Origin of the sequence: Pedobacter nyackensis (assembly GCF_032678475.1) — a bacterium.
Classification (GTDB): Bacteria; Bacteroidota; Bacteroidia; order Sphingobacteriales; family Sphingobacteriaceae; genus Pedobacter; species Pedobacter nyackensis_A.
Genome location: NZ_JAVTSF010000005.1, coordinates 59,558 through 84,199 on the forward strand (window position 1 = coordinate 59,558; position 24,642 = coordinate 84,199).

24 protein-coding genes are annotated in these 24,642 nt (G+C 41.2%); 22 read left to right on the forward strand and 2 right to left on the reverse strand.

Annotated elements, in window-relative coordinates; all coding sequences use genetic code 11:
* Positions 1-107 precede the first annotated feature (107 nt).
* The 8 genes from R2Q84_RS16680 to mnhG all read left to right on the forward strand — a co-directional run bounded on the left by R2Q84_RS16680 (position 108) and on the right by mnhG (position 6,700).
* The gene (locus R2Q84_RS16680) at positions 108-851 is read left to right on the forward strand and encodes a prolyl oligopeptidase family serine peptidase (RefSeq protein ID WP_316817717.1); all 744 of its coding nucleotides are present in this window, start codon (positions 108-110) and stop codon (positions 849-851) included.
* Positions 852-1,013: 162 nt separating this feature from the next.
* On the forward strand, positions 1,014-3,329 hold the full coding sequence (locus tag R2Q84_RS16685) for a putative monovalent cation/H+ antiporter subunit A (protein WP_316817718.1): 2,316 nt from the start codon (positions 1,014-1,016) through the stop codon (positions 3,327-3,329).
* A gap of 2 nt (positions 3,330-3,331) precedes the next feature.
* Complete coding sequence (locus tag R2Q84_RS16690) at positions 3,332-3,745, forward strand: Na+/H+ antiporter subunit B (RefSeq protein WP_316817719.1); 414 nt, start codon at positions 3,332-3,334, stop codon at positions 3,743-3,745.
* Between the two features lie 2 nt (positions 3,746-3,747).
* Positions 3,748-4,104 (forward strand): Na+/H+ antiporter subunit C, encoded by a 357-nt coding sequence (locus tag R2Q84_RS16695; protein WP_316817720.1) that lies wholly within the window; start codon positions 3,748-3,750, stop codon positions 4,102-4,104.
* On the forward strand, positions 4,101-5,603 hold the full coding sequence (locus tag R2Q84_RS16700; RefSeq protein ID WP_316817721.1) for a proton-conducting transporter membrane subunit: 1,503 nt from the start codon (positions 4,101-4,103) through the stop codon (positions 5,601-5,603). Before R2Q84_RS16695 ends, R2Q84_RS16700 begins: the two co-directional genes overlap by 4 nt.
* 10 nt (positions 5,604-5,613) lie before the next feature.
* On the forward strand, positions 5,614-6,090 hold the full coding sequence (locus R2Q84_RS16705) for a Na+/H+ antiporter subunit E (RefSeq protein ID WP_316817722.1): 477 nt from the start codon (positions 5,614-5,616) through the stop codon (positions 6,088-6,090).
* Positions 6,087-6,353, forward strand: a complete 267-nt coding sequence (locus R2Q84_RS16710; RefSeq protein ID WP_316817723.1) for a monovalent cation/H+ antiporter complex subunit F — start codon at positions 6,087-6,089, stop codon at positions 6,351-6,353. Before R2Q84_RS16705 ends, R2Q84_RS16710 begins: the two co-directional genes overlap by 4 nt.
* A gap of 2 nt (positions 6,354-6,355) precedes the next feature.
* A complete protein-coding gene (gene mnhG / locus R2Q84_RS16715; RefSeq protein ID WP_316817724.1) occupies positions 6,356-6,700 on the forward strand; it encodes a monovalent cation/H(+) antiporter subunit G in 345 nt (114 codons plus the stop codon).
* Positions 6,701-6,753: 53 nt separating this feature from the next.
* Here the strand turns inward: mnhG and R2Q84_RS16720 are convergent, their stop codons facing one another.
* Together R2Q84_RS16720 and R2Q84_RS16725 are read right to left on the reverse strand one after the other, a co-directional pair.
* The gene (locus tag R2Q84_RS16720; RefSeq protein ID WP_316817725.1) at positions 6,754-7,482 is read right to left on the reverse strand and encodes a YebC/PmpR family DNA-binding transcriptional regulator; all 729 of its coding nucleotides are present in this window, start codon (positions 7,480-7,482) and stop codon (positions 6,754-6,756) included.
* Between the two features lie 167 nt (positions 7,483-7,649).
* Entirely contained in the window at positions 7,650-8,594 is a 945-nt protein-coding gene (locus R2Q84_RS16725) for an NAD-dependent epimerase/dehydratase family protein (RefSeq protein WP_316817726.1), read from the reverse strand.
* 270 nt (positions 8,595-8,864) lie between these two features.
* Between R2Q84_RS16725 and R2Q84_RS16730 the strand changes: the two genes are divergently transcribed.
* The 14 genes from R2Q84_RS16730 (at position 8,865) to truA (ending at position 24,641) form a co-directional block, all read left to right on the forward strand.
* Positions 8,865-9,500 carry a gluconate 2-dehydrogenase subunit 3 family protein gene (locus tag R2Q84_RS16730; RefSeq protein WP_316817727.1) on the forward strand — a complete coding sequence of 212 codons (636 nt, stop codon included), beginning with the start codon at positions 8,865-8,867 and terminating at the stop codon, positions 9,498-9,500.
* Between the two features lie 20 nt (positions 9,501-9,520).
* Complete coding sequence (locus R2Q84_RS16735) at positions 9,521-11,224, forward strand: GMC family oxidoreductase (protein WP_316817728.1); 1,704 nt, start codon at positions 9,521-9,523, stop codon at positions 11,222-11,224.
* The gene (locus R2Q84_RS16740) at positions 11,224-12,384 is read left to right on the forward strand and encodes a Gfo/Idh/MocA family oxidoreductase (protein ID WP_316817729.1); all 1,161 of its coding nucleotides are present in this window, start codon (positions 11,224-11,226) and stop codon (positions 12,382-12,384) included. The genes R2Q84_RS16735 and R2Q84_RS16740 overlap by 1 nt, the downstream gene beginning before the upstream one ends.
* 6 nt (positions 12,385-12,390) lie before the next feature.
* Positions 12,391-13,449: a sugar phosphate isomerase/epimerase gene (locus R2Q84_RS16745; RefSeq protein WP_316817730.1), complete on the forward strand. Its 1,059-nt coding sequence runs from the start codon at positions 12,391-12,393 to the stop codon at positions 13,447-13,449.
* 8 nt (positions 13,450-13,457) lie between these two features.
* Positions 13,458-13,877: a c-type cytochrome gene (locus tag R2Q84_RS16750; protein WP_316817731.1), complete on the forward strand. Its 420-nt coding sequence runs from the start codon at positions 13,458-13,460 to the stop codon at positions 13,875-13,877.
* A 12-nt stretch (positions 13,878-13,889) separates the two neighbouring features.
* Positions 13,890-15,347, forward strand: coding sequence for a Gfo/Idh/MocA family oxidoreductase (locus R2Q84_RS16755; protein WP_316817732.1), 1,458 nt, complete (start codon positions 13,890-13,892; stop codon positions 15,345-15,347).
* 72 nt (positions 15,348-15,419) lie between these two features.
* Entirely contained in the window at positions 15,420-16,112 is a 693-nt protein-coding gene (locus R2Q84_RS16760) for a DUF1080 domain-containing protein (RefSeq protein WP_316817733.1), read from the forward strand.
* A 33-nt stretch (positions 16,113-16,145) separates the two neighbouring features.
* Entirely contained in the window at positions 16,146-17,378 is a 1,233-nt protein-coding gene (locus tag R2Q84_RS16765) for a nucleoside permease (protein WP_316817734.1), read from the forward strand.
* Positions 17,379-17,389: 11 nt separating this feature from the next.
* Complete coding sequence (locus R2Q84_RS16770) at positions 17,390-18,271, forward strand: hydroxypyruvate isomerase family protein (protein WP_316817735.1); 882 nt, start codon at positions 17,390-17,392, stop codon at positions 18,269-18,271.
* 10 nt (positions 18,272-18,281) lie between these two features.
* Positions 18,282-19,163, forward strand: coding sequence for a sugar phosphate isomerase/epimerase (locus R2Q84_RS16775; protein WP_316817736.1), 882 nt, complete (start codon positions 18,282-18,284; stop codon positions 19,161-19,163).
* 151 nt (positions 19,164-19,314) lie between these two features.
* Positions 19,315-20,307: an aspartate-semialdehyde dehydrogenase gene (locus tag R2Q84_RS16780; protein WP_316817737.1), complete on the forward strand. Its 993-nt coding sequence runs from the start codon at positions 19,315-19,317 to the stop codon at positions 20,305-20,307.
* 81 nt (positions 20,308-20,388) lie between these two features.
* Complete coding sequence (gene dacB, locus R2Q84_RS16785) at positions 20,389-21,801, forward strand: D-alanyl-D-alanine carboxypeptidase/D-alanyl-D-alanine-endopeptidase (protein WP_316817738.1); 1,413 nt, start codon at positions 20,389-20,391, stop codon at positions 21,799-21,801.
* Positions 21,802-21,853: 52 nt separating this feature from the next.
* On the forward strand, positions 21,854-23,818 hold the full coding sequence (locus R2Q84_RS16790) for a beta-N-acetylhexosaminidase (protein ID WP_316817739.1): 1,965 nt from the start codon (positions 21,854-21,856) through the stop codon (positions 23,816-23,818).
* A 13-nt stretch (positions 23,819-23,831) separates the two neighbouring features.
* On the forward strand, positions 23,832-24,641 hold the full coding sequence (gene truA / locus R2Q84_RS16795; protein ID WP_316817740.1) for a tRNA pseudouridine(38-40) synthase TruA: 810 nt from the start codon (positions 23,832-23,834) through the stop codon (positions 24,639-24,641).
* Position 24,642: the final 1 nt, after the last annotated feature.

Here is a 24,642-nt window from a genome sequence, read left to right on the forward strand (position 1 = left end):
GATGCTTAGATTATCCAAATACTTTTCTTTTATTCTCTATAATTCGATAATTTAGCTGAATGAATAAGCTCAAATTGATATGCGCTTTAATCTTACTGTTTCACAGTATGAACGGTTTTACTCAGGATTTAAGTAAATACGAAAAAGGCAGCTTCGTAAAAGGGAATGACAGCATTAACTACAGAGTGCTCTTACCAGAAAACTTTGACGCGACAAAAAAATACCCGATACTTTTTTTTCTACATGGTGCCGGTGAAAGAGGAGACGACAACCTGGCGCAGTTAGGACATGGCGGAAGACTGTTTTTAAAGGAAGATATAAGAAAACGCTTTCCTGCAATTGTGATATTTCCTCAATGCAGTACCAACAGCTACTGGTCAAATGTAAATTTCGTAACAGATGCTAACGGAAAAAGAGAATTCATTTTTCAGGAAAAAGGCAAGCCAACTAAAGCCATGCATGCATTGTTAGGTCTGGTGGATAATTATTTAGAAAAACCTTACGTAGATAAAAAACGTGTGTACGTTGGTGGTTTATCCATGGGTGGTATGGGCACGTATGAATTACTCAGAACTAAACCCAATACATTTGCTGCCGCTTTCGCCATCTGTGGAGGCGATAATGTCGCGAATGTACAGAAGTACCAAAAAGTTCCACTATGGATCTTCCACGGAGAAAAAGACGATGTGGTACCAGTTGTTCTTTCAACTAGGATTGCAGATCAGTTAAAAGTGTTAAACAGACCCGTTAAATTAACTTTGTATCCAGAAGCCGGACACAATAGCTGGGACAATGCTTTTGCAGAACCAGAATTATTACCCTGGTTATTTTCACATCAGAAAAACAGATAAACCCCAATTAACCATATAACTTAAATGCGGTTTTCTGAAAAATGACTTCTTCAGAAAACCATCATTTTTTTAAGAAAATCGCATCTTTTTCAAAGAAAAACTAGCTTTTCTGTATATTCTTGCCTATTTTGGAGACATTGCCTACAAAATAAACAAGATTAAATGCTATTTATTGTACTGTCAGGAATAATCACTTCATCTCTTTTAATTCCTTTTGGAAAATTTTTCCGATCTAAATGGAGTGCCGTATTTTCTATTTTGCCGATACTGTTATTTTGCTATTTCGCAAGTTTCATCCCTGATATCAAAGCGGGAAAAGTACTATTCGAATCCTATGAATGGGTCCCTTCACTACACATCAATTTTGATTTCAGGTTAGATGGGCTCTCACTCCTTTTTAGTTTGATGATCACCGGTATTGGCTCCCTGATCTTTATATATGCCAGCTCCTACCTGAAGGGCCATAAATACCTGGATCGGTTCTATGGCTATTTATGCCTGTTTATGTCGGCCATGCTAGGTGTTGTACTCTCCGACAATATCCTTCTCCTTTTCGTATTTTGGGAACTGACCAGCATCAGCTCGTTCTTCCTGATTGGATTTAATAATGACAATAGCGACTCCAGAAAAAGTGCGATAACTGCGCTGAGTATAACCGGACTTGGCGGTTTTTTTCTATTGGCTGGATTGATACTCCTCAGTCAGATTACAGGAACCTATTCTATACAACAACTGATCCTCCAAACAGACAACATTACCAATCATAGTCTTTACCCCGTAATACTGGGACTCGTTTTTATCGGTGCTTTCACCAAATCCGCCCAGTTTCCCTTCCATTTTTGGTTGCCTGGCGCGATGAAAGCACCCACCCCTGTATCGGCGTACCTCCATTCTGCAACGATGGTGAAAGCAGGAATTTTCCTGCTCGCACGTTTCACCCCAATTTTGGGTGGCACACCAGAATGGTCAAACACCTTAATGATCGTCGGCGGAATTACCATGCTCTATGCAGCCATACATTCCTTATTCCGTACCGATCTGAAGGGTGTACTCGCCTACTCCACCATTTCAGCACTGGGCATATTGACTTTTTTAATCGGACTGGGTACCGAAGCTGCACTGATTGCAGCCGCAACATTTATACTCGTACATGCTTTGTATAAAGCTGCACTGTTTTTGATCACAGGTATCATCGACCATGAAACCGGAACACGGGACCTGACAAAACTATCGGGACTCCGGATCGTACTGCTTCCTGTTTTTATCGCAGGGCTCCTTGCAGCTCTGTCCAGTGCCGGACTGCCCCTTTCTTTTGGCTTTATCGGTAAAGACCTCATTTATGAAGCGACCTTACACGCCGATCAAAAGATCGCATTGTACCTTACCGCAGCAGCCGTATTAACCAATATCTGCCTGGTTGCAGCAGGCTTTCTTGCAGGTATCAAGCCCTTCACCGGAAAGTTAACCCCCGGTTTCGAAAAGGTACACCTGCCCTACAAATCCATGTGGGTTCCTCCTTTAGTGCTGGCCGTTCTTGGCTTTGTATTTGGCTGCTTCCCCGGAATCATTGGAGACTACATCATTTCACCTACAGTCCACACATTAGCAGGAAATGGAGTGAATGTACATCTAAAAATATGGCATGGCTTTAACACTGTACTTATTTTAAGTCTGGTAACGCTTGTCGCAGGTTCAGCGCTATATTTTGCAAACAAACCCAGCAATCAAAAAATGGTGTTCATAGAACGGTTCAACTCCATTTCTCCCCATGCTATTTTTAACAAATTGTCCGATGTTTTTATACTGCTTTCCACCTGGTATTCGGGAATTATGCACAATGGCTTCCTTAGATCTTATCTGCTTAAAATCATCATATTCGCCGAAGCACTACTCATTTATGAACTCATTATTGGTGATCCCATCTATATTGACTACAGCAAATTATCGGCGGTCAGTGTTTATGAAGCCGTAAATGTATTCATCCTTATCGCCGCAGTGTTCCTTACCTTACGGACTTCATCCAGGCTTACAGCTGTAGTAAGCACAAGTGTGATTGGCTATGCAATTTGTTTGATGTTTGTTTTCTATAGTGCACCCGATCTGGCCATCACACAATTTACGATTGATACCCTAACGGTAGTGCTCTTTGTATTTGTACTGTTCAATCTACCTCCTTTCCTGAACTTCCCTACCAATAATAAACTAACCCTCACCCGCGACGCTTTTGTAGCCATCACTTTCGGCGCACTATTGTCGGTTATTGCCATGAAAGTGTTGCAGGTACCCACCGACATAGCAACCAGTGACTTCTACGGGAAGTATGCTTACACGCTGGCAAAAGGTAAAAATGTGGTCAATGTGATCCTGGTAGACTTTAGAGGTTTCGATACCATGTTTGAAATTATTGTATTAAGTATTGCCGCTTTAGGTGTATACAGTTTAATAAAATTGAGGCTAAAACCATCAGAAAAGGAATAATTATGAGAAGTACCATTTTACAGACCGCATCAAATTATCTGCTCCCGATCTTGTTGTTATTTTCCATCTTCCTGCTTCTCCGCGGCCATTATTATCCAGGCGGGGGCTTTGTAGGCGGACTGGTCGCTTCTATTGCTTTTGTACTACATAGTTTTGCTTATGGAACCGACAACACCTTAAAAATACTTCGCTATAAGCCTTTATCGCTGATCCCTACTGGACTGATCATAGCCACACTAAGTATGTTCCTGCCTGTATTATTTGGGTATCCGGTGATGACAGGGCTTTGGATCGAGCAGCCTATTCCGGTCATCGGAATGATCGGCACCGCCTTGTTTTTTGACTTAGGAGTTTACCTGGTGGTCATTGGCGTTGTATTAACCATTTTATTCACTATCTCATTAGAAAGCCACTAATTATGGAACTCATACTCGTCCTGCTTATTGGCGTCCTATACGCCGCCGGAGTATATCTGATCTTAAGAAGAAGTATGGTACGCCTGCTTCTGGGAATCATTCTTTTGGGCAACGGCACCAACATACTCATTTTTTTACTGGGTAATATTACCAAAGGCAAACCACCCATTATTGCCGCAGACCTGAAAACTTTTGCAGATATCTATGCCGACCCCATTCCTCAGGCACTGATCCTTACCGCCATTGTAATCAGCTTCGGCCTCACCTCCTTTGCTATTGTTTTATTAAAACGTGTATACGCCTTATTGGGCTCTGATGACCTGGATGACTTAAACACACCGGAAGAAGAAGATTTATGATTGACAACCAGATTATTGCCACTGTAATTATCCATTTATTTACGGCCTTACTGCAACTTGCATTTTGGCGAAAAACTGTTACGCAGCGTGTACTGAGCATTGCCGGAAGTTTTATCGGATTTTTGTTCTCCATCCATTTATTCTTCAAAGTACTTAACGGAGGTATATTGACCATGAATGCCGCCAACTGGGAAGCTCCTTTTGGGATTGTATTTGTAGCCGATCTGTTTAGCATCACAATGGTACTGCTAACCTCTATTGCCGCTCTTGCCATTTCTTTATTCTCTGCTGAAGGTGTCGGCCGGGCCAGAATGCTCTACGGCTATTTCCCGATTTTTCATTTTCTGATCATGGGCCTCAATGGCGCATTTCTGACAGGTGACATCTTCAATTTGTACGTATGGTTTGAGGTAGTCATCATCTCCTCTTTTGTCCTGCTGACGCTTGGGGGACGCAAGTCTCAATTGGAAGGTGCTGTAAAATATATGGCCATGAATATCCTGGCCTCTACCTTCTTCTTAACAGGGATTGGCATTCTCTATGGGATCACCGGCACTTTAAACATGGCCGACCTATCGCTAAAAATCCCACTGGTAGAAAACCAGAGTATCGTTAACCTGACCTCCATGTTCTTTCTGATCGGATTCGGAATCAAATCGGCCGTTTTCCCACTCTATTTTTGGCTACCGTCTTCTTATCATACTCCTCCTTCTGCTGTTGCAGCTGCCTTTGGCGGACTACTCACCAAAGTAGGGATTTATGCTTTGTTTAGAGTATTTACCTTGATTTTTGCACCCAATGAATTTATAAAAATCTTGTTTATCGCGATGGGAATCATGACCATCCTGACCGGAGCCTTTGGCGCAGTGATCAAGGACAATATCCGACGCCTGTTCTCTTACTTAATTGTTTGCCACATCGGGTTTATTATCGGCGGACTAGGTCTTTATACCAAGCTTGCCTTTATAGGTGCTGTTTTTTACCTGATTCATGATATCATCGTTAAGACCAATCTCTTCCTGATATCGGGACTAATCCGGCAATTGCGTGGTACCATGAACATATCTAAACTTGGCGGTCTGTATAACGAGTATCCAAAGCTCTCCCTATTGATTGCCATCGTGCTCTTTTCACTGGCCGGCATTCCTCCACTGTCAGGCTTTTGGCCTAAGATTTATCTGATCGAAGCTGCCTTTGGAAGCGAAAACTACTTTCTTATTGCAAGTATCATCATCGGTAGTTTTGTTACGCTTATTGTAATCGCTAAAATGTGGTCCGAAGTATTTTGGAAAGATTCGCCTACAGAAACACAGCTTATAGACAGCTTCAAACCACTAAACAAATTAAAAAAAACCATGCTGGTACTCCCTATCGGATTACTGGCCATGACAACCTTGTTTATCGGCCTCAATGCCGAAATGATCATCAGAGTTGCAGAACAAATAGCAAATGAAATGTTGGACACCGGACCTTACATAAAGGCAGTACTGGGAAAATAAAATCGACGATATGATTAAACATTTTTTGATGAACCTATTGCTTTCCTTTATATGGGTCGCGCTAACGGGTTCTATGTATTACTCCAATTTTGTATTTGGTTTCATCCTGGGTTTTTGTATCCTATGGATCATGAACCGAAATGAAACAGACCAGCGTTATTTTTCGCGTGTGCCTAAGACTATCGGGTTCTTACTGTTCTTTCTTTATGAAATGATAGTAGCTAATATACAAGTAGCGTATGATGTAATCACCCCAAAATACTTTTTTAAACCAGGCATTGTACGCTACCCTTTGGATGCTACTTCTGACCTGGAAATTAACTTGTTGTCCACCGTCATCTCGCTTACGCCCGGCACACTCATCCTTGACATCAGCGAGGACAAAAAATCGTTATACATCCACGTGATGTATATGAAAGATAGAGCGCAGTTCATTGCCCAGATCAAAAACGGGTTTGAGAAAAAATTATTAGAGCTATTACGATGACATTAAACATTTACTTAGACTACGTGATTTTACCAATATTGACAATATCTGTCATATTGGTGTTTATCAGATTATTTAAAGGTCCGGAAGTAGTAGATCGCGTGATCGCACTGGATTTGATCATTACCATTGGTATTGCTTTCATCACGGTATACAGCATCCGTACGCTGGAGCCTATTTTTCTGGATGTGGCTATGATTTTGGCCCTGATTGCTTTTCTGGGCACCATTGCTTTTTCATTTTATTTAGACAAGAAAAAATAGTTATGACTGATATTTTAATTGCAGTATTAAGTACCATTGGCGCCCTGGCTATATTATTTGCCTCAATAGGGATCATAAGAATGCCAGATTTCTATTTGCGCCTTTCTGTAACGGTAAAAGCTGCTACCCTGGGTGTAGGGTTGTTTTTAATCTGCGCCGCCATAATATTTCCCGATGTATCGGTCACTACAAAAGCAGTAGCGATTGTGTTTTTCCTGGTGCTAACGGCTCCGGTAGCAGCACACATGATTGCCAGAACCGCTTACCACACAGGAATTCCTACCTGGAAAGATACGGTAATGGACGAGTTTGAAAAAGAACCAAAACAAGAAGAGCAGGAAAAATAAATATCCTGCTCTTTTTTGTTTTGATTTTTCGATCCCAGGAAAACCCAGAGAAACTATTCTGCCATATTGTGATATACAGCCTGTACATCATCGTCTTCTTCTAACTTATCAATCAGCTTCATTACATCAGCAGCTTGCTCTTCTGTCACTTCATGGTACGACAGAGCAATCCGTTCCAGCTTAGCACTCTTTAATTCAATGCCTTTTTCTTCCAATGCTTTTTGCAGGGTTCCAAAGTTTTCAAAAGGTCCTTGTGCTACTGCTATATCATTTCCTTCTTCATCAGCCTCCACATAAAGCTCTTCGAGTCCGGCATCAATCAATTCAAACTCGAGTTCTTCCAAATCCAGATTTTCTGCTGGTACAAACCTAAATATTGATTTTCTGTTAAACACAAAGTCAAGTGAACCTGTTTTACCTAAGGTACCATTTGTTTTATTGAAATAGCTACGCACATTCGCAACAGTCCTGTTGGTGTTATCGGTAGCCGTCTCAACCAATACAGCTACACCATGTGGAGCATATCCTTCATAAACGATCTCTTCATAATTGGCCAAACTTTTATCAGAAGCCCTTTTTATAGCTGCTTCAACACGGTCTTTTGGCATATTTACTGCCTTCGCATTTTGTATTGCCGTACGCAAACGTGAATTCGTTTCCGGATGAGGTCCAGCGTCTTTCACCGCCATCACGATATCTTTACCTATCCTGGTAAACTGTACGGCCATTTTAGCCCAACGTTTAAATTTTCTTTCTTTTCTAAATTCAAATGCTCTTCCCATTTTCTTGTTTTAGTTTATTTCTTTTTGTCGTCATCCTGAATTTATTTCAGGATTTTGGACATCTCAGGCCATCTTTCTCTTCCGGGATCCTGAAATAAATTCAGGATGACGGCTCGATAACTGAATAAGGTTATACAGCATGATTAAGAAGCTGGCGTCAAAACTAGTTATTTTTTTAAATTCTTTAACATATCCGTCGTCAATTTAGCCAGATCAAATTCAGGCTTCCATCCCCAATCTTTAGTTGCATAACTATCGTCAATTGAATGCGGCCAGCCGTTCGCAATATGCTGACGCGGATCATTTTCGGTGTAAGTTAACTTAAATTCTGGAATATGTTTTCTGATTTCTGCAGCGAGTATTTCCGGAGTAAAGCTTACACCAGTTAAATTATAGCTGGAACGGATAGTGATTTTAGCAGCGTCAGCATCCATCAACTCAATGGTCCCGCGTATTGCATCGTCCATATACATCATTGGCAATTCAGTTTCTGCATTTAAAAACGAAGCATAGCTTCCTTTTTTCAATGCGTCATGAAAAATATGAATGGCATAATCCGTTGTTCCTCCTCCTGGAGCAGCTTTCCAGCTGATCAATCCCGGATAACGAATACTACGCACATCCAGGCCATATTTTTGGAAGTAATATTCGCACCAACGTTCCCCAGCCATTTTACTGACACCATATACCGTATTCGGATCCATTACACAAAACTGCGGTGTAAGATCTTTTGGTGAATTCGGTCCAAATACAGCAATGGAACTAGGCCAGTAAACCTTAGCCGTTTTATAAGTAATTGCCAGGTCTAAAATGTTCAGCAGGCCGTTCATATTTAAGTCCCAGGCTAACTTAGGATTTTGTTCCCCTGTAGCCGATAACAAGGCTGCAAGTAAATATACCTGTGTAGGCTTATATTTTTGAAAGATATCGTTTAAGGTATCCTTTTCGAGTACGTTTACAAATTCAAAAGGACCAGAGTTCTTGATATCGTAATCAGGTCTGCGGATATCACAGGCAACTACATTATTTTCACTATAAATTTTGCGTAAGGCGGTTACCAGTTCTGTGCCGATCTGGCCATTAGAACCTAATACTAATATTTTTTCAGTCATAAATAAGTTACGAATTTGGGCAAAGGTAAATAAACGAACAAACCTATTCAAAAATGTTCATAGCGACCAAAAATTACGAACGATTATTATACACTTTTCCGAATTCATTTTTGAATTAGTCAGTTTGTTAAATGTTAAAAAATTGATTTAGTAACAAAAACATTATATATTTACTTTATGGTGTATTTATGACACTAACTACTTTATTTTGCTTAATATTACAAAACGAAACACACTTTAAACATACAATAACAACCTTAATAACCGAATATGAACAGAAGAGAAGCGGTAAAAAACGTCGCCTTTTTAATGGGTGGCGCGCTATCAGCAACTACAATCGGCGTATTTCTGGAAAGTTGCAATTCAACATCCACTAAAGCAAAGGGTAGTTTATTTACCGATGATCAGCAAGAACTGATCACGGAAATTGCTGACATCATTATCCCTACAACAAGTACCCCCGGTGCAAAAGCCGCAGGTGTTGGACCATTCATTTCCATGATGGTAAAAGATTGTTATCCGGATGATGCACAGAAAGCTTTTGTAAAAGGGCTGGATGATCTGGATAAGCAGGCAAAGGACGAATACAAAAAGAGTTTTATCAACCTCAGCGTTGCCGAACGTCAGGAATTACTAGGCAAGCTTAGAGATGAAACTGTCGCTGCTACTAAAGTAGAAAAGGAAAAGCTTGCGGAACAGGACAAACAGAAACCAGTTACAACGTCTATCTTACCAAAAGATAAGCCGAAAATGGAACCTCGTTTCTTCGCTATCATTAGAGATTTGACTTTATTGGGGTATTTCACTTCAGAAATTGGCGCTACACAGGCTTATGAATTCGTAGAAATCCCAGGTCGTTACGACGGCTGTATGGATATGAAGCCAGGTCAAAGAGTTTGGGCATAAACCTTTTATATCAAAAATAAATGAGCAATTTAAATGTTAAAGCAACAGCGCAAAACACTTATGATGCGATTGTTGTAGGGTCTGGAATTAGTGGTGGCTGGGCTGCAAAAGAATTAACAGAAAAAGGTTTAAAAGTTTTACTACTCGAAAGAGGCAGAAACGTTGAGCATATAAAAGACTATACCACGGCGATGAAAAAGCCATGGGAGTTTGAGCACAGAGGTAGATTGACCGAAGCGCAAAAAGAAACTCATCCGGTACAAAAAAGAGATTACCCATATCAGGAATTTAACGAAAGCTTTTGGGTAAATGATCTTGACTGCCCATATACAGAAGTAAAACGTTTTGACTGGTATCGTGGCTTTCATGTTGGTGGTAAATCACTCATGTGGGGCAGACAGAGTTACCGCCTTAGCGACTTGAACTTTGAAGATAACCTTAAAGATGGGCACGGTGTAGACTGGCCGATCAGATATAAAGACATTGCACCATGGTATGATTATGTAGAGAAATTTGCAGGCATCAGCGGACAAGCAGAAAACTGGCCTGCCTGTCCGGATGGTCAGTTCCTTCCCCCAATGGAAATGAACTGTGTGGAGAAAGAAGTTAAAAAACGTATTGAAGCCAAGTGGAATAAATCAAGAATCATGACCATTGGTCGTACAGCCAATTTAACTGTTGAGCATGGCGGCCGTGGAAAATGCCAGTACCGTGACCTTTGTAGCAGAGGTTGCCCCTTTGGCGCTTACTTTAGTACACAATCTTCTACCCTTCCTGCAGCAGTAGCCACAGGTAATTTAACCTTACGCCCTTTCTCGCTCGTAAATTCTATCATTTACGATAAAGAAACTCAAAAAGCCAAAGGCGTAGTGGTAATCGATTCTGAAACAATGGAAAATATCGAGTACTTTGCTAAAATTGTATTCGTAAACGGATCGACTCTGGGCAGTACCTTCGTTTTATTAAATTCAGTTTCTGATGAGCACCCTAATGGTTTAGGTAACGGCAGTGGACAACTAGGCCATAACTTAATGGATCATCATTTCCGTTGCGGTGCAAATGGTAGAATGGAGGGCTTCGATGACAAATACACCTACGGAAGAAGAGCCAATGGTATTTATATTCCAAGGTACCAGAATATGGGCAATGATAAAAGAGATTATCTGAGGGGCTTTGGCTACCAGGGTGGTGGAAGTCGTGGCAACTGGCATGCTGATGTAGCCGAACTGGCCTTTGGTGGTGAATTTAAAGATCAGATGACTGTACCTGGTGCATGGAACATGGGACTTGGTGGATTCGGTGAGGCATTGCCGTATTTTGAAAACAAAGTTTATATCGATAAAAGCAAGAAAGACAAATGGGGACAACCGGTATTGGCTATTGATTGCGAGTTTAAAGATAATGAACGAAAAATGCGTGTGGACATGATGAATGATGCCGCAGAAATGCTGGAGGCTGCAGGTGCTAAAGATGTTAACACTTTTGATGCTGGTTCTGCTCCAGGTATGGCGATCCATGAAATGGGAACTGCACGTATGGGACACGACCCTAAAACATCGGTTTTAAATAAATGGAACCAGATGCATGAAGTAAAAAATGTTTTTGTAACTGATGGTTCATGCATGGCTTCAGCCGCATGTCAGAACCCATCATTAACGTATATGGCTTTAACTGCCAGAGCGTGTGACTTTGCTGTTAGTGAATTAAAAAAAGGTAACCTTTAATGGAAAATAGAAAAATTAGAATGGGCATGATTGGTGGCGGTAAAGATGCATTTATCGGCGCCGTTCATCGTATAGCTGCGAATATTGACGGACAGGTTGAATTCTGTTGCGGAGCATTAAGTATCAATCCGGAAGTAGCCAGGGAATCGGGCAAATTATTGTTTCTTCCCGAAGACAGGACTTACTTAAATTATGAAGAAATGATTACCGCGGAGAGCAAATTACCTGCTGATAAGCGAATCGACTTCGTAACCATTGTAACACCTAACTTTGCGCATTTTGCACCTGCAATGATGGCTTTGGATCATGGTTTTAACGTGGTGATTGAAAAACCAATTGCGCTGTCACTTGATGAAGCGAAACAATTACAGCAAAAAGTTAAAGAAACTGGTTTAACGTTATGTTTAACGCATACATATTCTGGTTATCCAATGGTAAAGCAGGCGAAACACATGGTTGCTGCCGGCGAATTAGGTGCCATCAGAAAGATTATGGTTGAGTATCCGCAAGGATGGTTAAGTACGCTTACTGAACGTGAGGGCAATGCTGGCGCTGCATGGCGTACTGACCCTGCGAAAAGCGGAAAAAGTGGTGCAATGGGTGATATAGGAACACATGCGGCACAATTAGCCGAATACATTTCGGGTTTAAAGATCAGTAAACTTTGTGCCGACCTGAACATTGTTGTTCCCGGAAGAGGATTGGACGATGACGGAAACGTATTGTTGAAATTTGACAATGGTGCAAATGGTATTTTAGTAGCTTCACAAATTGCTGCTGGTGAAGAAAATGCCTTGAAGATTAAAATATATGGTGAAAAAGGCGGTATGGAATGGCACCAGATGGAACCAAATACGCTGATCGTGAAATGGCTAAATCAACCGGCGCAGATTTATCGTGCAGGTCAGGCTTATTTGTCGGACGTAGCCAAACACAATACCCGTGTTCCCGGTGGACACCCTGAAGGTTACCTGGAGGCTTTCGCCAACATTTATAGAAATTTTGTACTTACTTTAAGAACAAAGCTGGAAGGCGGTACCCCTACTGAAGCAATGCTTGACTTCCCAACAGTTGAAGACGGTGTACGTGGAATGGCATTTATTGAAAACGCAGTGGCCTCGAGCCAGTCGGATCAGAAATGGTTTGATTTTAAAATATAACTAAGCATGACAACAATTAAAGGACCAGGCGTTTTTTTAGCCCAGTTTATTGGAGATGAAGCCCCGTTTAACTCTCTTGACTCCATTTGCGAATGGGCAGCAGGGCTAGGATTTAAAGGAATACAAATGCCTACGCTTGATGCAAGGTTTATCGACCTGCAAAAAGCGGCCGAAAGTAAAACCTATGCGGATGAGCTGAAAGGAAAAGTTCAGTCGTACGGATTGGAGATTACAGAGCTATCGACCCATTTACAGGGACAACTGGTTGCTGTAAACCCGGCTTACGACCTCGCTTTTGATGCTTTTGCACCCGATGCATATAAAAACAACCCTAAAGCCAGAACGGAATGGGCGGTACAACAAATGAAGTATGCAGCTAAAGCTTCACAAAATCTAGGCTTAAATGCACATGCTACTTTTAGTGGTTCGCTGTTATGGCACATGTTCCATCCATGGCCTCAACGCCCGGAAGGATTGGTAGATGCAGGATTCACTGAACTTGCAAAAAGATGGATGCCTATATTAAACGAGTTTGACACTTGCGGTGTAGATGTTTGCTATGAAATACATCCCGGTGAAGATTTGTTTGATGGAATCACTTATGAAATGTTCCTGGAAAAAGTGAACAACCACCCACGTGCCTGCTTACTATATGATCCTTCACACTTTGTATTGCAGCAACTGGATTACATTCAATACATAGATTTTTATCATGAGCGCATCAAAGCGTTTCACGTAAAGGACTCTGAGTTTAATGCAACAGGTAAACAAGGAACCTTTGGTGGTTATCAAAGCTGGGCAAACCGTGCCGGAAGATACCGTTCACCAGGTGATGGACAGGTAGATTTTAAAACCATTTTCAGCAAACTGGCACAATACGATTATACCGGATGGGCTGTTATGGAATGGGAATGCTGCATAAAAGACGCACAGGTTGGCGCCAAAGAAGGTGCTGAATTTATTACAAAAAATATTATCAAAGTAACAGACAGGGCTTTTGATGATTTCGCCGCTTCCGGAGGAAATGCTGATTTCAACAATAAGATCCTCGGTCTAAATCAATAAACACAATAATGAAAAAAACACTATTTATTCTGGGTTGTTATGTTTTGGCGATGGCCGCTTGCGCAAGTCCTGAGGAACGTGCCGCTGCTTCAAATAACACTACAACTGAGGCGCCGGCAACAACTACAGAAGCTACAACTACAGCAACTCCTGCTCCTGCCAGTACAGTTAAAAGCGATGGAGAGAAATTAATTGCAAAATCAGACTGCATTGGCTGCCATAATAAAGTGCAGAAAGTAATAGGGCCTGCTTACGTAGACATTGCCGCTAAATATCCGTTAAATGATGAGAATATAAACCATCTTGCCGATAAGGTTATTGCCGGTGGTAAAGGTGTTTGGGGAGAAATCCCGATGACACCTCATGCGTCTTTAAGCAAAGACGATGCGAAATCAATGGTGAAATACATCTTGTCGCTCAAAAAATAACAATACACACAAATGGGAGAAATTAACAAGAATCAGGAAGCGACGTCAAGACGTAACTTCTTAAAAACAACGGCGATCGCAGCCTCGGCTTTTATGATCGTTCCACGCCATGTTTTAGGCGGGCCGGGTTTTTTAGCGCCGAGTGATAGGTTAATTATCGCAGGTATTGGTGTTGGAGGCAAAGGACAATCAGACATTGCCAACCTGGCGAAAAGTGGAAAGGCAGATATCGGTTTCCTTTGCGACGTACACGATAGCAGAGCTGCAAATAGTATAAAAGCATTTCCTAAAGCAAAATACTATCGGGACTATCGGGAAATGCTGGATAAAGAAGCGAAAAACTTCGACGCAGTTTCTATTTCTACGCCAGACCATAGTCACGCTATACAAGCTATTGCAGCCATGCAGTTGGGCAAACATGTATATGTTCAGAAACCATTAACCCATGATATTTATGAAGCGCGTGCATTAACTGCTGCTGCCGACAAATACAAAGTAGTAACCCAAATGGGCAATCAGGGAGCGTCTAACGACGGGCCAAGGTTAATGAAAGAATGGTATGATGCTGGCTTGATTGGTGATGTACATACGGTTTATGCGTGGACAGACCGACCGGTATGGCCGCAGGGTATTCCATGGTCGGCCAATAAAGCCGCTGTACCAGCAGATTTAGATTGGGACCTCTGGTTAGGCACAGCTCCTTATAAAGATTATGTAGACAAACTGGTTCCTTTTAACTGGCGCGGATGGTGGGATTACGGCACTGGCGCATTGGGCGACATGGGCTGTCACCTATTAGAAGCTCCTTTCAGTGTATTGAATTTAAAATATGCAACAGAGGTTCAGGCTAGTGTAGGTAGTGTTTATATAGACGAATTTAAAAGAGGATATTTCCCTGATAGCTGCCCTCCCTCAAGTCACGTGACCTTAAAGTTCCCTAAAACAAATAAAACCAAAGGTGATATTGTGGTACATTGGATGGATGGAGGCATACAGCCTGAAAGACCGGAAGAGTTAGCCGCAAATGATTCGTTTGGGGATGGTGGTAACGGCACCTTGTTTATTGGAACAAAAGGTAAAATGATGGCAAATACTTATGGAAAAAACCCACGTTTACTGCCTTTAAGCAGAAATAAGGACATTAAAGTAGCCAAGAAATTTGCACGCGTTGAAGGAGGAGAGGAAGGTCACTACGGACAATGGGTTGACGCTTGTATTGCCGGTTATGGTAAAAAAGAAGTAAGCTCTCCGTTCTCCATTGCCGGGCCACTTACAGAATCTTTATTAATGGCTAACCTTGCGATCAGAGGAACAGATGTACAACGCAGAAATGCAGAAGGAAAAGTAAAGTATCCTGGAAGAAACATTAAATTACTTTGGGACAACGCCAATATGAAAATCACCAATTTTGATGAGGTGAATCAATTCGTAAAACGCGAATACCGTAAAGGTTGGTCACTGGGAGTTTAGGAAAAAAGAACAAAGAGCAAGGATTAAAAGACCTTGCTCTTTAACTATAGAAAATAATCATAAAAACAGAACATGAAAAAATACATTTCGGCAATTCTATTAACAGCGGTTATGACTGGCGGTGTTGCGACAGCTCAATCGAGTAAAAAAGGTTTCACCAAAATATTTGATGGTAAAACGACCAAAGGCTGGCATACCTACGGCAAAACAACTGCAGGTTCAAAATGGACAGTTGAAGATGGTGCATTGCGTTTTAATCCTGATGGGGATAAAAACGGTGGTGGTGATTTAGTGACGGACAATGAATACAGCAATTTTCATTTAAAGATAGACTGGAAAGTTGCTCCTAAAGCAAACAGCGGAATCATTTATTATGTAAAAGAAGAACCGGCAAAATATCACCAGACTTACAGTACCGGTTTAGAAATGCAGGTACTGGACAACGAAGGTCACCCTGATGGAAAAATCACTAAGCACCGCGCTGCTGATTTGTATGACATCATCAAAAGTACATCTGAACCTGTAAAACCTGTTGGAGAATGGAATACTGCTGAAATCATTTGTAAAGATGGAAAACTGGAACACTACCTTAATGGTGTAAAAGTAGTATCTACAACATTATGGGATGACAACTGGAAATCGCTGGTTGCTGGCAGTAAGTTTGCAAACTGGCAGGATTGGGGTACTTTTAAATCGGGAAAAATAGCACTTCAGGATCATGGAGACAGCGTTTGGTACCGTAACATTATGATTAAAAAGCTTTAAACTAAAAGAAGAAATAAGAAATAAAAACCAAAAATGAATTTAAATAACCGCATCAAATTATCAGTCATGATGTTCCTGGAATTTTTTATCTGGGGCGCATGGTTTGTAACACTGGGAACCTTCCTGGGCAGTAACTTAAAAGCCACAGGCGCTGAAACAGGTTCTGTATTCTCTACACAATCATGGGGTGCAATCATTGCACCGTTTATCATCGGACTGATTGCAGACAGGTATTTCAATGCTGAAAAAATCCTGGGTATTCTCCACATCATTGGTGCGTTTTTAATGTACCAGATGTACAATGCTACAGACATTACAGTATTCTATCCTTATGTGCTGGCTTATATGATCTTGTTCATGCCCACGCTGGCATTGGTCAACTCTGTTTCTTTTAACCAAATGAAAGATCCTGAAAAGGAATTCTCTACGATCAGGGTATTTGGAACAATCGGATGGATTGTTGCAGGTCTTTCGATCAGTTTTGTATTCCACTGGGATTCACCGGAAGGCATATCTGCAGGATTGTTGAAAAACACATTCCTGATGGCTGGCGTTACCTCTCTGATCTTAGGCTTATTTAGCTTCACTCTTCCTGCAACGCCACCAAAGGTGGCTAAAGGTGAGAAAATCAGCATCAACGAGATTTTAGGTTTAGATGCACTTAAACTATTAAAAGATAAAAACTTTGCGATATTCTTTATCTCCTCTATCTTGATCTGTATTCCACTGGCATTCTACTATCAGAATGCAGGTGTTTTCCTTGCGGATATAAAAGTTTCAAACCCTACAGGCAAAATGGCTATCGGACAAATCTCTGAAGCCCTATTCCTGTTAGCTATCCCGGTATTCTTCGCTAAATATGGTTTCAAAAAAACCATTTTAGTGGGCATGATTGCATGGGCTGTAAGGTATGTGCTGTTTGCCTATGGCAACGCAGATAACTTAAGCTTCATGTTGATTATTGGTATTGCTTTACACGGTGTTTGTTATGACTTTTTCTTCGTATCAGGACAAATCTATACCAATTCAAAAGCAGGTGAAAAATTCAAAAGCTCTGCTCAGGGTATGATCACTTTAGCAACCTACGGTGTGGGTATGTTAATCGGATTTAAAGTTGCTGGTTTAGTAACCGACATGTATAAATCTGGCGGTATTACAGACTGGAAAATGATATGGATCATTCCGGCCGTTATTGCAGTAGTGGTTTTCTTACTGTTTACAGTACTCTTTAATGAGAAAAAGAAAATTGAAGCCAGCGCGATTTAATAAGATATAGCATGAATAAAGATGTGAGCAGAAGAACTGCATTAAAAAGTATTGTTGCCGGAACCGCCGCTTTAGGCGTTTCGGCTGCAATACCTGCTTTTGCACTCGAACAACCAACTTCAACAATGTTAAAAGGAAATGTAAACCATTCGGTATGTCGCTGGTGCTTTGGAGATATATCCCTGGATGAGCTATGTATTGAAGCAAAAAAGATTGGCATCAAGGCCATCGATCTGGTAGGTCCTAAGGACTGGCCGGTACTTAAAAAACATGGTCTCTATTCGTCGATGTGTAATGGCGCAGAAATTAACCTGGTAGATGGATGGAATGATCCTAAGTTTCATGCCACACTAATAAAGAACTATACAGAGATGATCCCTAAAGTTGCGGAAGCGGGTTATACCCAATTGATATGCTTTAGCGGAAACAGACGGGGGAAAGACGATGAAACTGGACTTAAAAATTGTGTTGAAGGTCTAAAAAAGGTAATTCCACTAGCCGAAAAACATGGTGTAGTATTGGTAATGGAACTATTGAACAGCAAAGTTGACCATACAGATTACCAGTGTGATCATACTGCATGGGGTGCTGAACTGGCAAAAAGGTTAGGCTCAGAAAACTTTAAACTGCTTTATGACATCTATCACATGCAGATTGACGAAGGTAACCTGATCAGTAATATCCAGGCTTTTCATCCTTACATCTCCCATTATCATACTGCCGGTGTACCGGGAAGAAATGAAATTGACGACACTCAGGAGTTATTTTACCCTGCAATTATGAAAGCAATACTCGCTACCGGCTTTAAAGGTTATGTGGCACAGGAGTTTATTCCTAAATATGCGGATAAAATTAAATCATTAAGAGATGCCGTAAATATTTGCGACGTTTAATTCAAATCATATGAACTCGAGAAGAACTTTTATCAAAAACGCAGGTCTGGCAGCAGCCGGAGCTATGTTGTTACCTTCTTTTGCCTGCACTACAGCTGCAGCAAAAAGAAAAACCGGTATACAGTTGTATACCCTTAGAGAGCAGATTCCTCATGACGTAAAAGGCGTAATTGAGAAAATTGCGAAAACAGGATATAAGGAAGTTGAAACTTATGGTTTCAATGCAGCGAATGGTTATTGGGGAATGGATCCAAAGTCCTTCAAAAATTTACTTACGGCCAATGGACTAACTTCACCTAGTGGGCACTTTGTAATTGACGACTTCATCACCAGCGGTAACAAAGAGCTTTTAAAACCATTGATAGAAGGTTCTGCCGCTATTGACAACCGTTATTTCACCATCGCCTGGATGGGCGAACCATTAAGAAAAACACTTGATGGATATAAAAAAGTTGCAGAACGTTTAAGTGAAGCTGCAGAACTGGTGAAACAATCGGGGATGAAACTAGCCTATCATAACCATGCTTTTGAGCTCGACAAACATGAAGGTGGTGCTACAGGCTATGAAGTAATGCTGAACGGCACAGATAAAAGCATGATTAGTTTTGAAATGGACCTTTACTGGATTGTGCGTTCAGGAAATGACCCTGTTGCTTTTTTCAACAAGTATCCGGGACGCTTCGTGATGTGGCATGTAAAAGATATGGACAAGACCAACAATGCGATCAATACCGAAGTGGGTTCCGGAACCATAGACTTTAAAAATATTTATAAGCATGCGAAACAGGCAGGGCTTGAGCACTTAATTGTGGAGCAGGAGAACTTTGCCATGGATCCATTTGCCAGCATCAAGCAAAGCTATGAGTATGTAAACCGGGAACTGATTAAGTAAGCACAGCCTTACAAAATTACAAGGGATTGGTTACTAAAAGCCAATCCCTTTTTTTATGAGTAAAAAAATGCCCATATTTGAGGGCTTATTATTTCACCATAAATACAATTGATAAATAATTAAAAACAAGTAAAACAACAAATTAGAAAAAATGAAGATTGCAGTAGTAGGAGCCACCGGCCTGGTAGGCACCGTGATGTTAAAAGTATTAGAAGAGCGTAACTTCCCGTTAACCGAATTGATCCCTGTAGCCTCTGAAAAGAGCGTTGGTAAGGAAATCTCATTCAAGGGTAAGAAGTACGCTGTTGTAAGCATGGATACTGCGATTTCGATGAGACCTGATATTGCGTTGTTTTCTGCAGGTGGCAGCACATCGTTAGCTGAAGCCCCTCGTTTTGCTGAAGTAGGTACTACAGTAATCGACAATTCATCTGCATGGCGCATGGATCCGTCGAAAAAGCTGGTTGTACCGGAAGTAAATGCAAGCGAATTATCTGCTGATGATAAAATCATTGCCAACCCGAACTGTTCAACAATCCAAATGGTAGTGGCTTTAAAACCACTTCATGATAAATATAAGATCAAACGTGTAGTAGTTTCAACTTACCAGTCTGTAACCGGAACTGGCGTTAAAGCTGTTGAGCAAATGATGAATGAGCGTAAAGGTATTACAGACGGCCCTATGGCTTATGCCTACCCTATCGACTTAAACGTAATCCCTCAGATAGATGTTTTCCAGGATAATGGATACACTAAAGAAGAGATGAAAATGATATTGGAAACCCAAAAAATTATGGGCGACAACAGTATTAAAGTTACTGCAACAACAGTGCGTATCCCGGTAATGGGTGGTCACTCTGAATCAGTGAACATCGAGTTTGAAAATGATTTTGATGTAACTGAAGTAAAAGACCTGTTAGCCGCTACAGAAGGTGTAATTTTAGTGGATGATCCTGCAAACCTTAAATATCCTATGCCTAAAGATGCGCATGAGAAAGATGAGGTATTTGTTGGAAGAATCAGACGTGATGAGTCTTTACCAAACACATTGAACATGTGGATTGTAGCAGATAACCTTCGTAAAGGTGCTGCAACAAATGCGGTTCAGATTGCTGAATACCTGGTAAAAAACCAGTTGGTATAATTTAATCCGGGCAATCTAATAAACTACGGCCATCATCCTGATACGAATTCAGGATGACGGCCGTTTTAATTTTAAAAGCATATGTCTAAAAGATTAGTACTTCCCTTTTTACTCTTTCTGCTAACCGGCAGTTTCTCCTTTGCTCAAACGCCTATACAAAAACTGGAAAGAGCTTACAATTCTTTTTTAGCTGATCCTCAAACCAAATATGCCATTACTTCCCTCTGCGTGCTTGATGCCAATACCGGCATCCCTTTATTTATGCACAATGAACAGGTGGGGCTGGCCACAGCATCAACCTTAAAAGTAATTACGGCAGCAACTGCTTTCAGCATGCTGGGTAAAGAATTTCAATTTCAAACTACCTTAGCCTACGCAGGAAGTATTACCGCGGATGGAACTTTGAAAGGGGACCTGGTCATCATTGGTAGTGGTGACCCTACATTAGGGTCCATGCGATACCAGAATAAAGAAACGGTAGTATTAACAGAGTGGGCCACAGCAATAAAAAAAGCGGGTATAAAAAAGATAGAAGGTGCCATAATAGGTGACGACCGTATTTTCGGCACACAAATAACGCCTATAGGCTGGACCTGGCAGGACTTGGGAAATTATTTTGGCGCAGGCGCTTCGGGATTATCCTGGAGAGACAACCAATTCGATATCTACTTAAAACCTGGCACGAAACAAAATGAAGCAGCCAAAATGATTAAAACTGCTCCTGATATGTCTTACTTAAAGATTATGAACGAGCTGAAAACAGGAGCATCAGGCACTGGCGACAACGCTTATGTATTTCTGCCTCCTTATGGCAATACTGCATATTTGAGAGGGAGCTGGGGTTTGGGAATTGGTAAAAACAGCATTTCCGCGGCATTACCTGACCCTGCTTATGATTGCGCATATCGCTTGCAGGATACCCTGAAACGACTGGGAATTCAAACTACACAACCTGCAACAACAACACGTGTAATGGCTTTAAACGGCTTGTCACTTAATGCCGAAACAAAAAAAATCAGCACAACAAGCTCCCCTACCTTATCTGAAATCAGTTTCTGGTTTTTAAAGAAGAGCGTCAATTTATATGGTGAAGCCATGCTTAAAACCTTAGCATTAAAATCAGGTAAGGAAGCAAGTACAGAAAATGGTGCAGAAACAGTAATTAATTTTTGGGCAGCTAAAGGAACAGACAAAAATGCGTTAAATATTATAGACGGTAGCGGATTATCGCCGGCAAACCGGGTAACCACAAGAGCTATGGCTAATATCTTATTCCAGGCACAAAAGGAAAGCTGGTATACCGATTACTATAAAGGCTTTCCTGAAAACAATGGGATGAAAATAAAAAGTGGAACAATAAACAATGTGTCAGCCTTTGCTGGTTACCATACGAGTAATGCAGGAAACAAATATATTATTGTCATCAACATCAATAACTATTCAGGTTCCGGCATCAACAAGAAACTATTTACCGTATTGGATGCATTAAAGTAATTGGTAAATTGCAGCCGTTTTCCAGAACTATAATTCGATAAGCATTTATTACATGAAGATTTTTCTTTCTACCCTATATTTTTGCCTGATCAGCTGTGCTGTTTTTGCACAGAATTCAATTCCACAGTCTGCCGTTACGATCGAAAATACAAGTTCGTCAAATATCCCCGCTGAAATTGCAATTATCCCCGAACCCGTAGAAATCGTAAAAAGCGAAGGCTATTTTGTTTTACCTGCCAATGTAACCATACAGTGTGCAGCAACACCAGAAACACACCAGGTGCTTACCTTTTTACAAGAAAGGCTCTCTGTACCTAGCGGCAGTTATGTATCTTCGGTAACAGGAAAGTCGGAAACTGCACAGATCAAACTTCTATTAAATGACAAAGCAAACCACAGACTTGGAGACGAAGGCTATCAGTTAACAGTTACGCCAAATCACATTACTATAACAGCCAATAAAGCGGCCGGTCTTTTTTATGGTGTTCAGAGTTTACTTCAGTTATTTCCTGCAGCTATTGAAAGCAAAGAAGCTGTAGAAGGAATTGAATGGAAAGCTCCCTGTGTTTCCATTACCGACTATCCACGCTTAGGGTGGAGAGGCTTGATGTTTGATGTTGCCCGTCATTTTTTCACTAAAGATGAGGTAAAACAATACATAGATGCCATGGTGCGCTATAAATATAATATCCTTCATTTACACCTAACAGATGATGAAGGCTGGAGGATAGAGATTAAAGGTTTCCCTAAACTGACTGAAGTAGGCGCCTGGAGTGTAAAAAAAGTAGGTGATTTTGGAACCTTTCCCGCTCCAGCTGCTGATGAACCACGTAACTATGGTGGATTTTATACACAGGAAGACATTAAAGAACTGGTACAGTATGCAAAAGAACGTTTTGTAAATATCCTGCCGGAGATTGATGTCCCTGGTCATAGTCTGGCTGCAATCAGTTCTTATCCCGAATTATCATGCACCCCAGGTGCAGAAAATTATAAGGTACGTTCTGGAGAACGTATTATGGACTGGTCAAGAGGTGCCCCACCTTTAGCCTTGGTAGACAATACCCTTTGTCCCGCTAATGAAAAAGTATATTCCTTTTTAGACACGGTAATTACACAGGTTGCTGCGTTATTCCCATTTGAATATATGCATATGGGTGGTGACGAAGCACCGTTCAATTTCTGGGAGAAAAACGATGCCATCAAAGCACTAATGCAGAAAGAAGGTTTAAAAGATATGCACCAGGTACAAGGTTATTTTGAAAAGCGCGTACAGAAAATCGTCGAATCAAAAGGAAAAAAATTCATCGGTTGGGATGAGATATTAAATGGCGCTATGCCTCCTGATGCAGCAGTTATGGCTTGGCGTGGCACCAAATATGGTGTTGCCGCAGCGAACATGAAACATCAGGTCGTGATGAGTCCTACAGAATTCGCTTACCTTGATTACATGCAGGCTGATGCGATTACCGAACCTCGGGTATATGCTTCGCTCCGTTTAAGTAAAGCGTATCAATTTGAGCCTATACCAGCAGGCGTTGATCCAAAATACATTAAAGGAGGTCAGGCCAACTTATGGACAGAGCAAGTGTACAATATCCGTCAGGCAGAATATATGACCTGGCCGAGAGGCATGGCTATTGCAGAATCAGTTTGGTCGCCCGCCGACAAAAAGAACTGGCCAAACTTTTTTGGCAGAGTAGAACAGCATTTTAAGCGCATGGACATCGCTGAAACCAAATATGCACCTAGTGTATATGATCCTATATTTAAAGTCAGCAGATCTGCGGATAGACAACTGTTAATAGAATTGGGTACTGAAGTAGATGGTCTCGACATTTATTACAGCTTTGACAACTCCTTTCCTGATCGCTTTTACCCGAAATACAAGGAGAAAATAACGCCTCCAAAAGACGCGACGATGTTGAGGGTAATCACTTATCGCGGAAAAAATCCAATTGGCAGAATGATGAATATGCCAATTGAAGAATTGAATAAAAGAGCGGGAAGAAAATAACAACAGAAAAAAATTGAGGTACTTTGTTCACATAGGTTACAACGGATTAAATTATAGTGGCTGGCAGAAACAGCCAGGGGTGATGAACGTACAGGGTATTTTAGAAAAAGCATTAAGTTCAGTCTTAAAGACACCTGTATTTATCATTGGTTGCGGTCGTACCGATGCACAGGTACATGCCAGTCAGTTCTTTTTCCATATGGATGTGGAGCAGGCTTGGGACTTCGACCTGATGTTCAGGTTAAATAAGCTGCTTCCTGGCAATATCGCTGTTTTTGACATCATACCTATGGATGGAATGCAGCATGCCCGTTTTGACGCAGTGCAGAGATCTTATGACTATTTTATCCATACTTATAAGAATCCTTTCCTGAACGGATTGAGCTCATTTTACCTGGTTGACCACCTGGACTTTGATAAAATGAAACAAGCTGCAGCACTATTACCAAACTACAATGACTACAGGTCTTTTTGCACCAGTCCGGATAAATACGAACATACGCTTTGTTATGTTAAATCCGCCAGCTTATCAGTTGATGAAAGTGGAGATCACCTTCGTTTCCAGATTTCCTCTAATCGTTTCCTGAGTAAAATGATCAGGATCATCATGGGACAATTGTTAAAGATTGGCAAGGGAGTATTGAGTGTAGACGAGTTTGAAAGCTACCTGATCGATAAAAGAACGCCTGAGTTAATTACGCCGGCACATCCACAGGGACTTTATTTATCAAAAGTAACCTACCCTTACTTAAACCTTCCGCCAAGACAGCAGTTTTCGGCGATCTTACAGAAGCAGGCAGACACCTCCTGGCAACGCCTTTAAA

Coding starts and splice junctions, on each gene's coding strand:
- R2Q84_RS16680 (WP_316817717.1), top strand. CDS start 108: ATGAACGGTTTTACTCAGGATTTAAGTAAATACGAAAAAGGCAGCTTC.
- R2Q84_RS16685 (WP_316817718.1), top strand. CDS start 1,014: ATGCTATTTATTGTACTGTCAGGAATAATCACTTCATCTCTTTTAATT.
- R2Q84_RS16690 (WP_316817719.1), top strand. CDS start 3,332: ATGAGAAGTACCATTTTACAGACCGCATCAAATTATCTGCTCCCGATC.
- R2Q84_RS16695 (WP_316817720.1), top strand. CDS start 3,748: ATGGAACTCATACTCGTCCTGCTTATTGGCGTCCTATACGCCGCCGGA.
- R2Q84_RS16700 (WP_316817721.1), top strand. CDS start 4,101: ATGATTGACAACCAGATTATTGCCACTGTAATTATCCATTTATTTACG.
- R2Q84_RS16705 (WP_316817722.1), top strand. CDS start 5,614: ATGATTAAACATTTTTTGATGAACCTATTGCTTTCCTTTATATGGGTC.
- R2Q84_RS16710 (WP_316817723.1), top strand. CDS start 6,087: ATGACATTAAACATTTACTTAGACTACGTGATTTTACCAATATTGACA.
- mnhG (WP_316817724.1), top strand. CDS start 6,356: ATGACTGATATTTTAATTGCAGTATTAAGTACCATTGGCGCCCTGGCT.
- R2Q84_RS16720 (WP_316817725.1), bottom strand. CDS start 7,482: ATGGGAAGAGCATTTGAATTTAGAAAAGAAAGAAAATTTAAACGTTGG.
- R2Q84_RS16725 (WP_316817726.1), bottom strand. CDS start 8,594: ATGACTGAAAAAATATTAGTATTAGGTTCTAATGGCCAGATCGGCACA.
- R2Q84_RS16730 (WP_316817727.1), top strand. CDS start 8,865: ATGAACAGAAGAGAAGCGGTAAAAAACGTCGCCTTTTTAATGGGTGGC.
- R2Q84_RS16735 (WP_316817728.1), top strand. CDS start 9,521: ATGAGCAATTTAAATGTTAAAGCAACAGCGCAAAACACTTATGATGCG.
- R2Q84_RS16740 (WP_316817729.1), top strand. CDS start 11,224: ATGGAAAATAGAAAAATTAGAATGGGCATGATTGGTGGCGGTAAAGAT.
- R2Q84_RS16745 (WP_316817730.1), top strand. CDS start 12,391: ATGACAACAATTAAAGGACCAGGCGTTTTTTTAGCCCAGTTTATTGGA.
- R2Q84_RS16750 (WP_316817731.1), top strand. CDS start 13,458: ATGAAAAAAACACTATTTATTCTGGGTTGTTATGTTTTGGCGATGGCC.
- R2Q84_RS16755 (WP_316817732.1), top strand. CDS start 13,890: ATGGGAGAAATTAACAAGAATCAGGAAGCGACGTCAAGACGTAACTTC.
- R2Q84_RS16760 (WP_316817733.1), top strand. CDS start 15,420: ATGAAAAAATACATTTCGGCAATTCTATTAACAGCGGTTATGACTGGC.
- R2Q84_RS16765 (WP_316817734.1), top strand. CDS start 16,146: ATGAATTTAAATAACCGCATCAAATTATCAGTCATGATGTTCCTGGAA.
- R2Q84_RS16770 (WP_316817735.1), top strand. CDS start 17,390: ATGAATAAAGATGTGAGCAGAAGAACTGCATTAAAAAGTATTGTTGCC.
- R2Q84_RS16775 (WP_316817736.1), top strand. CDS start 18,282: ATGAACTCGAGAAGAACTTTTATCAAAAACGCAGGTCTGGCAGCAGCC.
- R2Q84_RS16780 (WP_316817737.1), top strand. CDS start 19,315: ATGAAGATTGCAGTAGTAGGAGCCACCGGCCTGGTAGGCACCGTGATG.
- dacB (WP_316817738.1), top strand. CDS start 20,389: ATGTCTAAAAGATTAGTACTTCCCTTTTTACTCTTTCTGCTAACCGGC.
- R2Q84_RS16790 (WP_316817739.1), top strand. CDS start 21,854: ATGAAGATTTTTCTTTCTACCCTATATTTTTGCCTGATCAGCTGTGCT.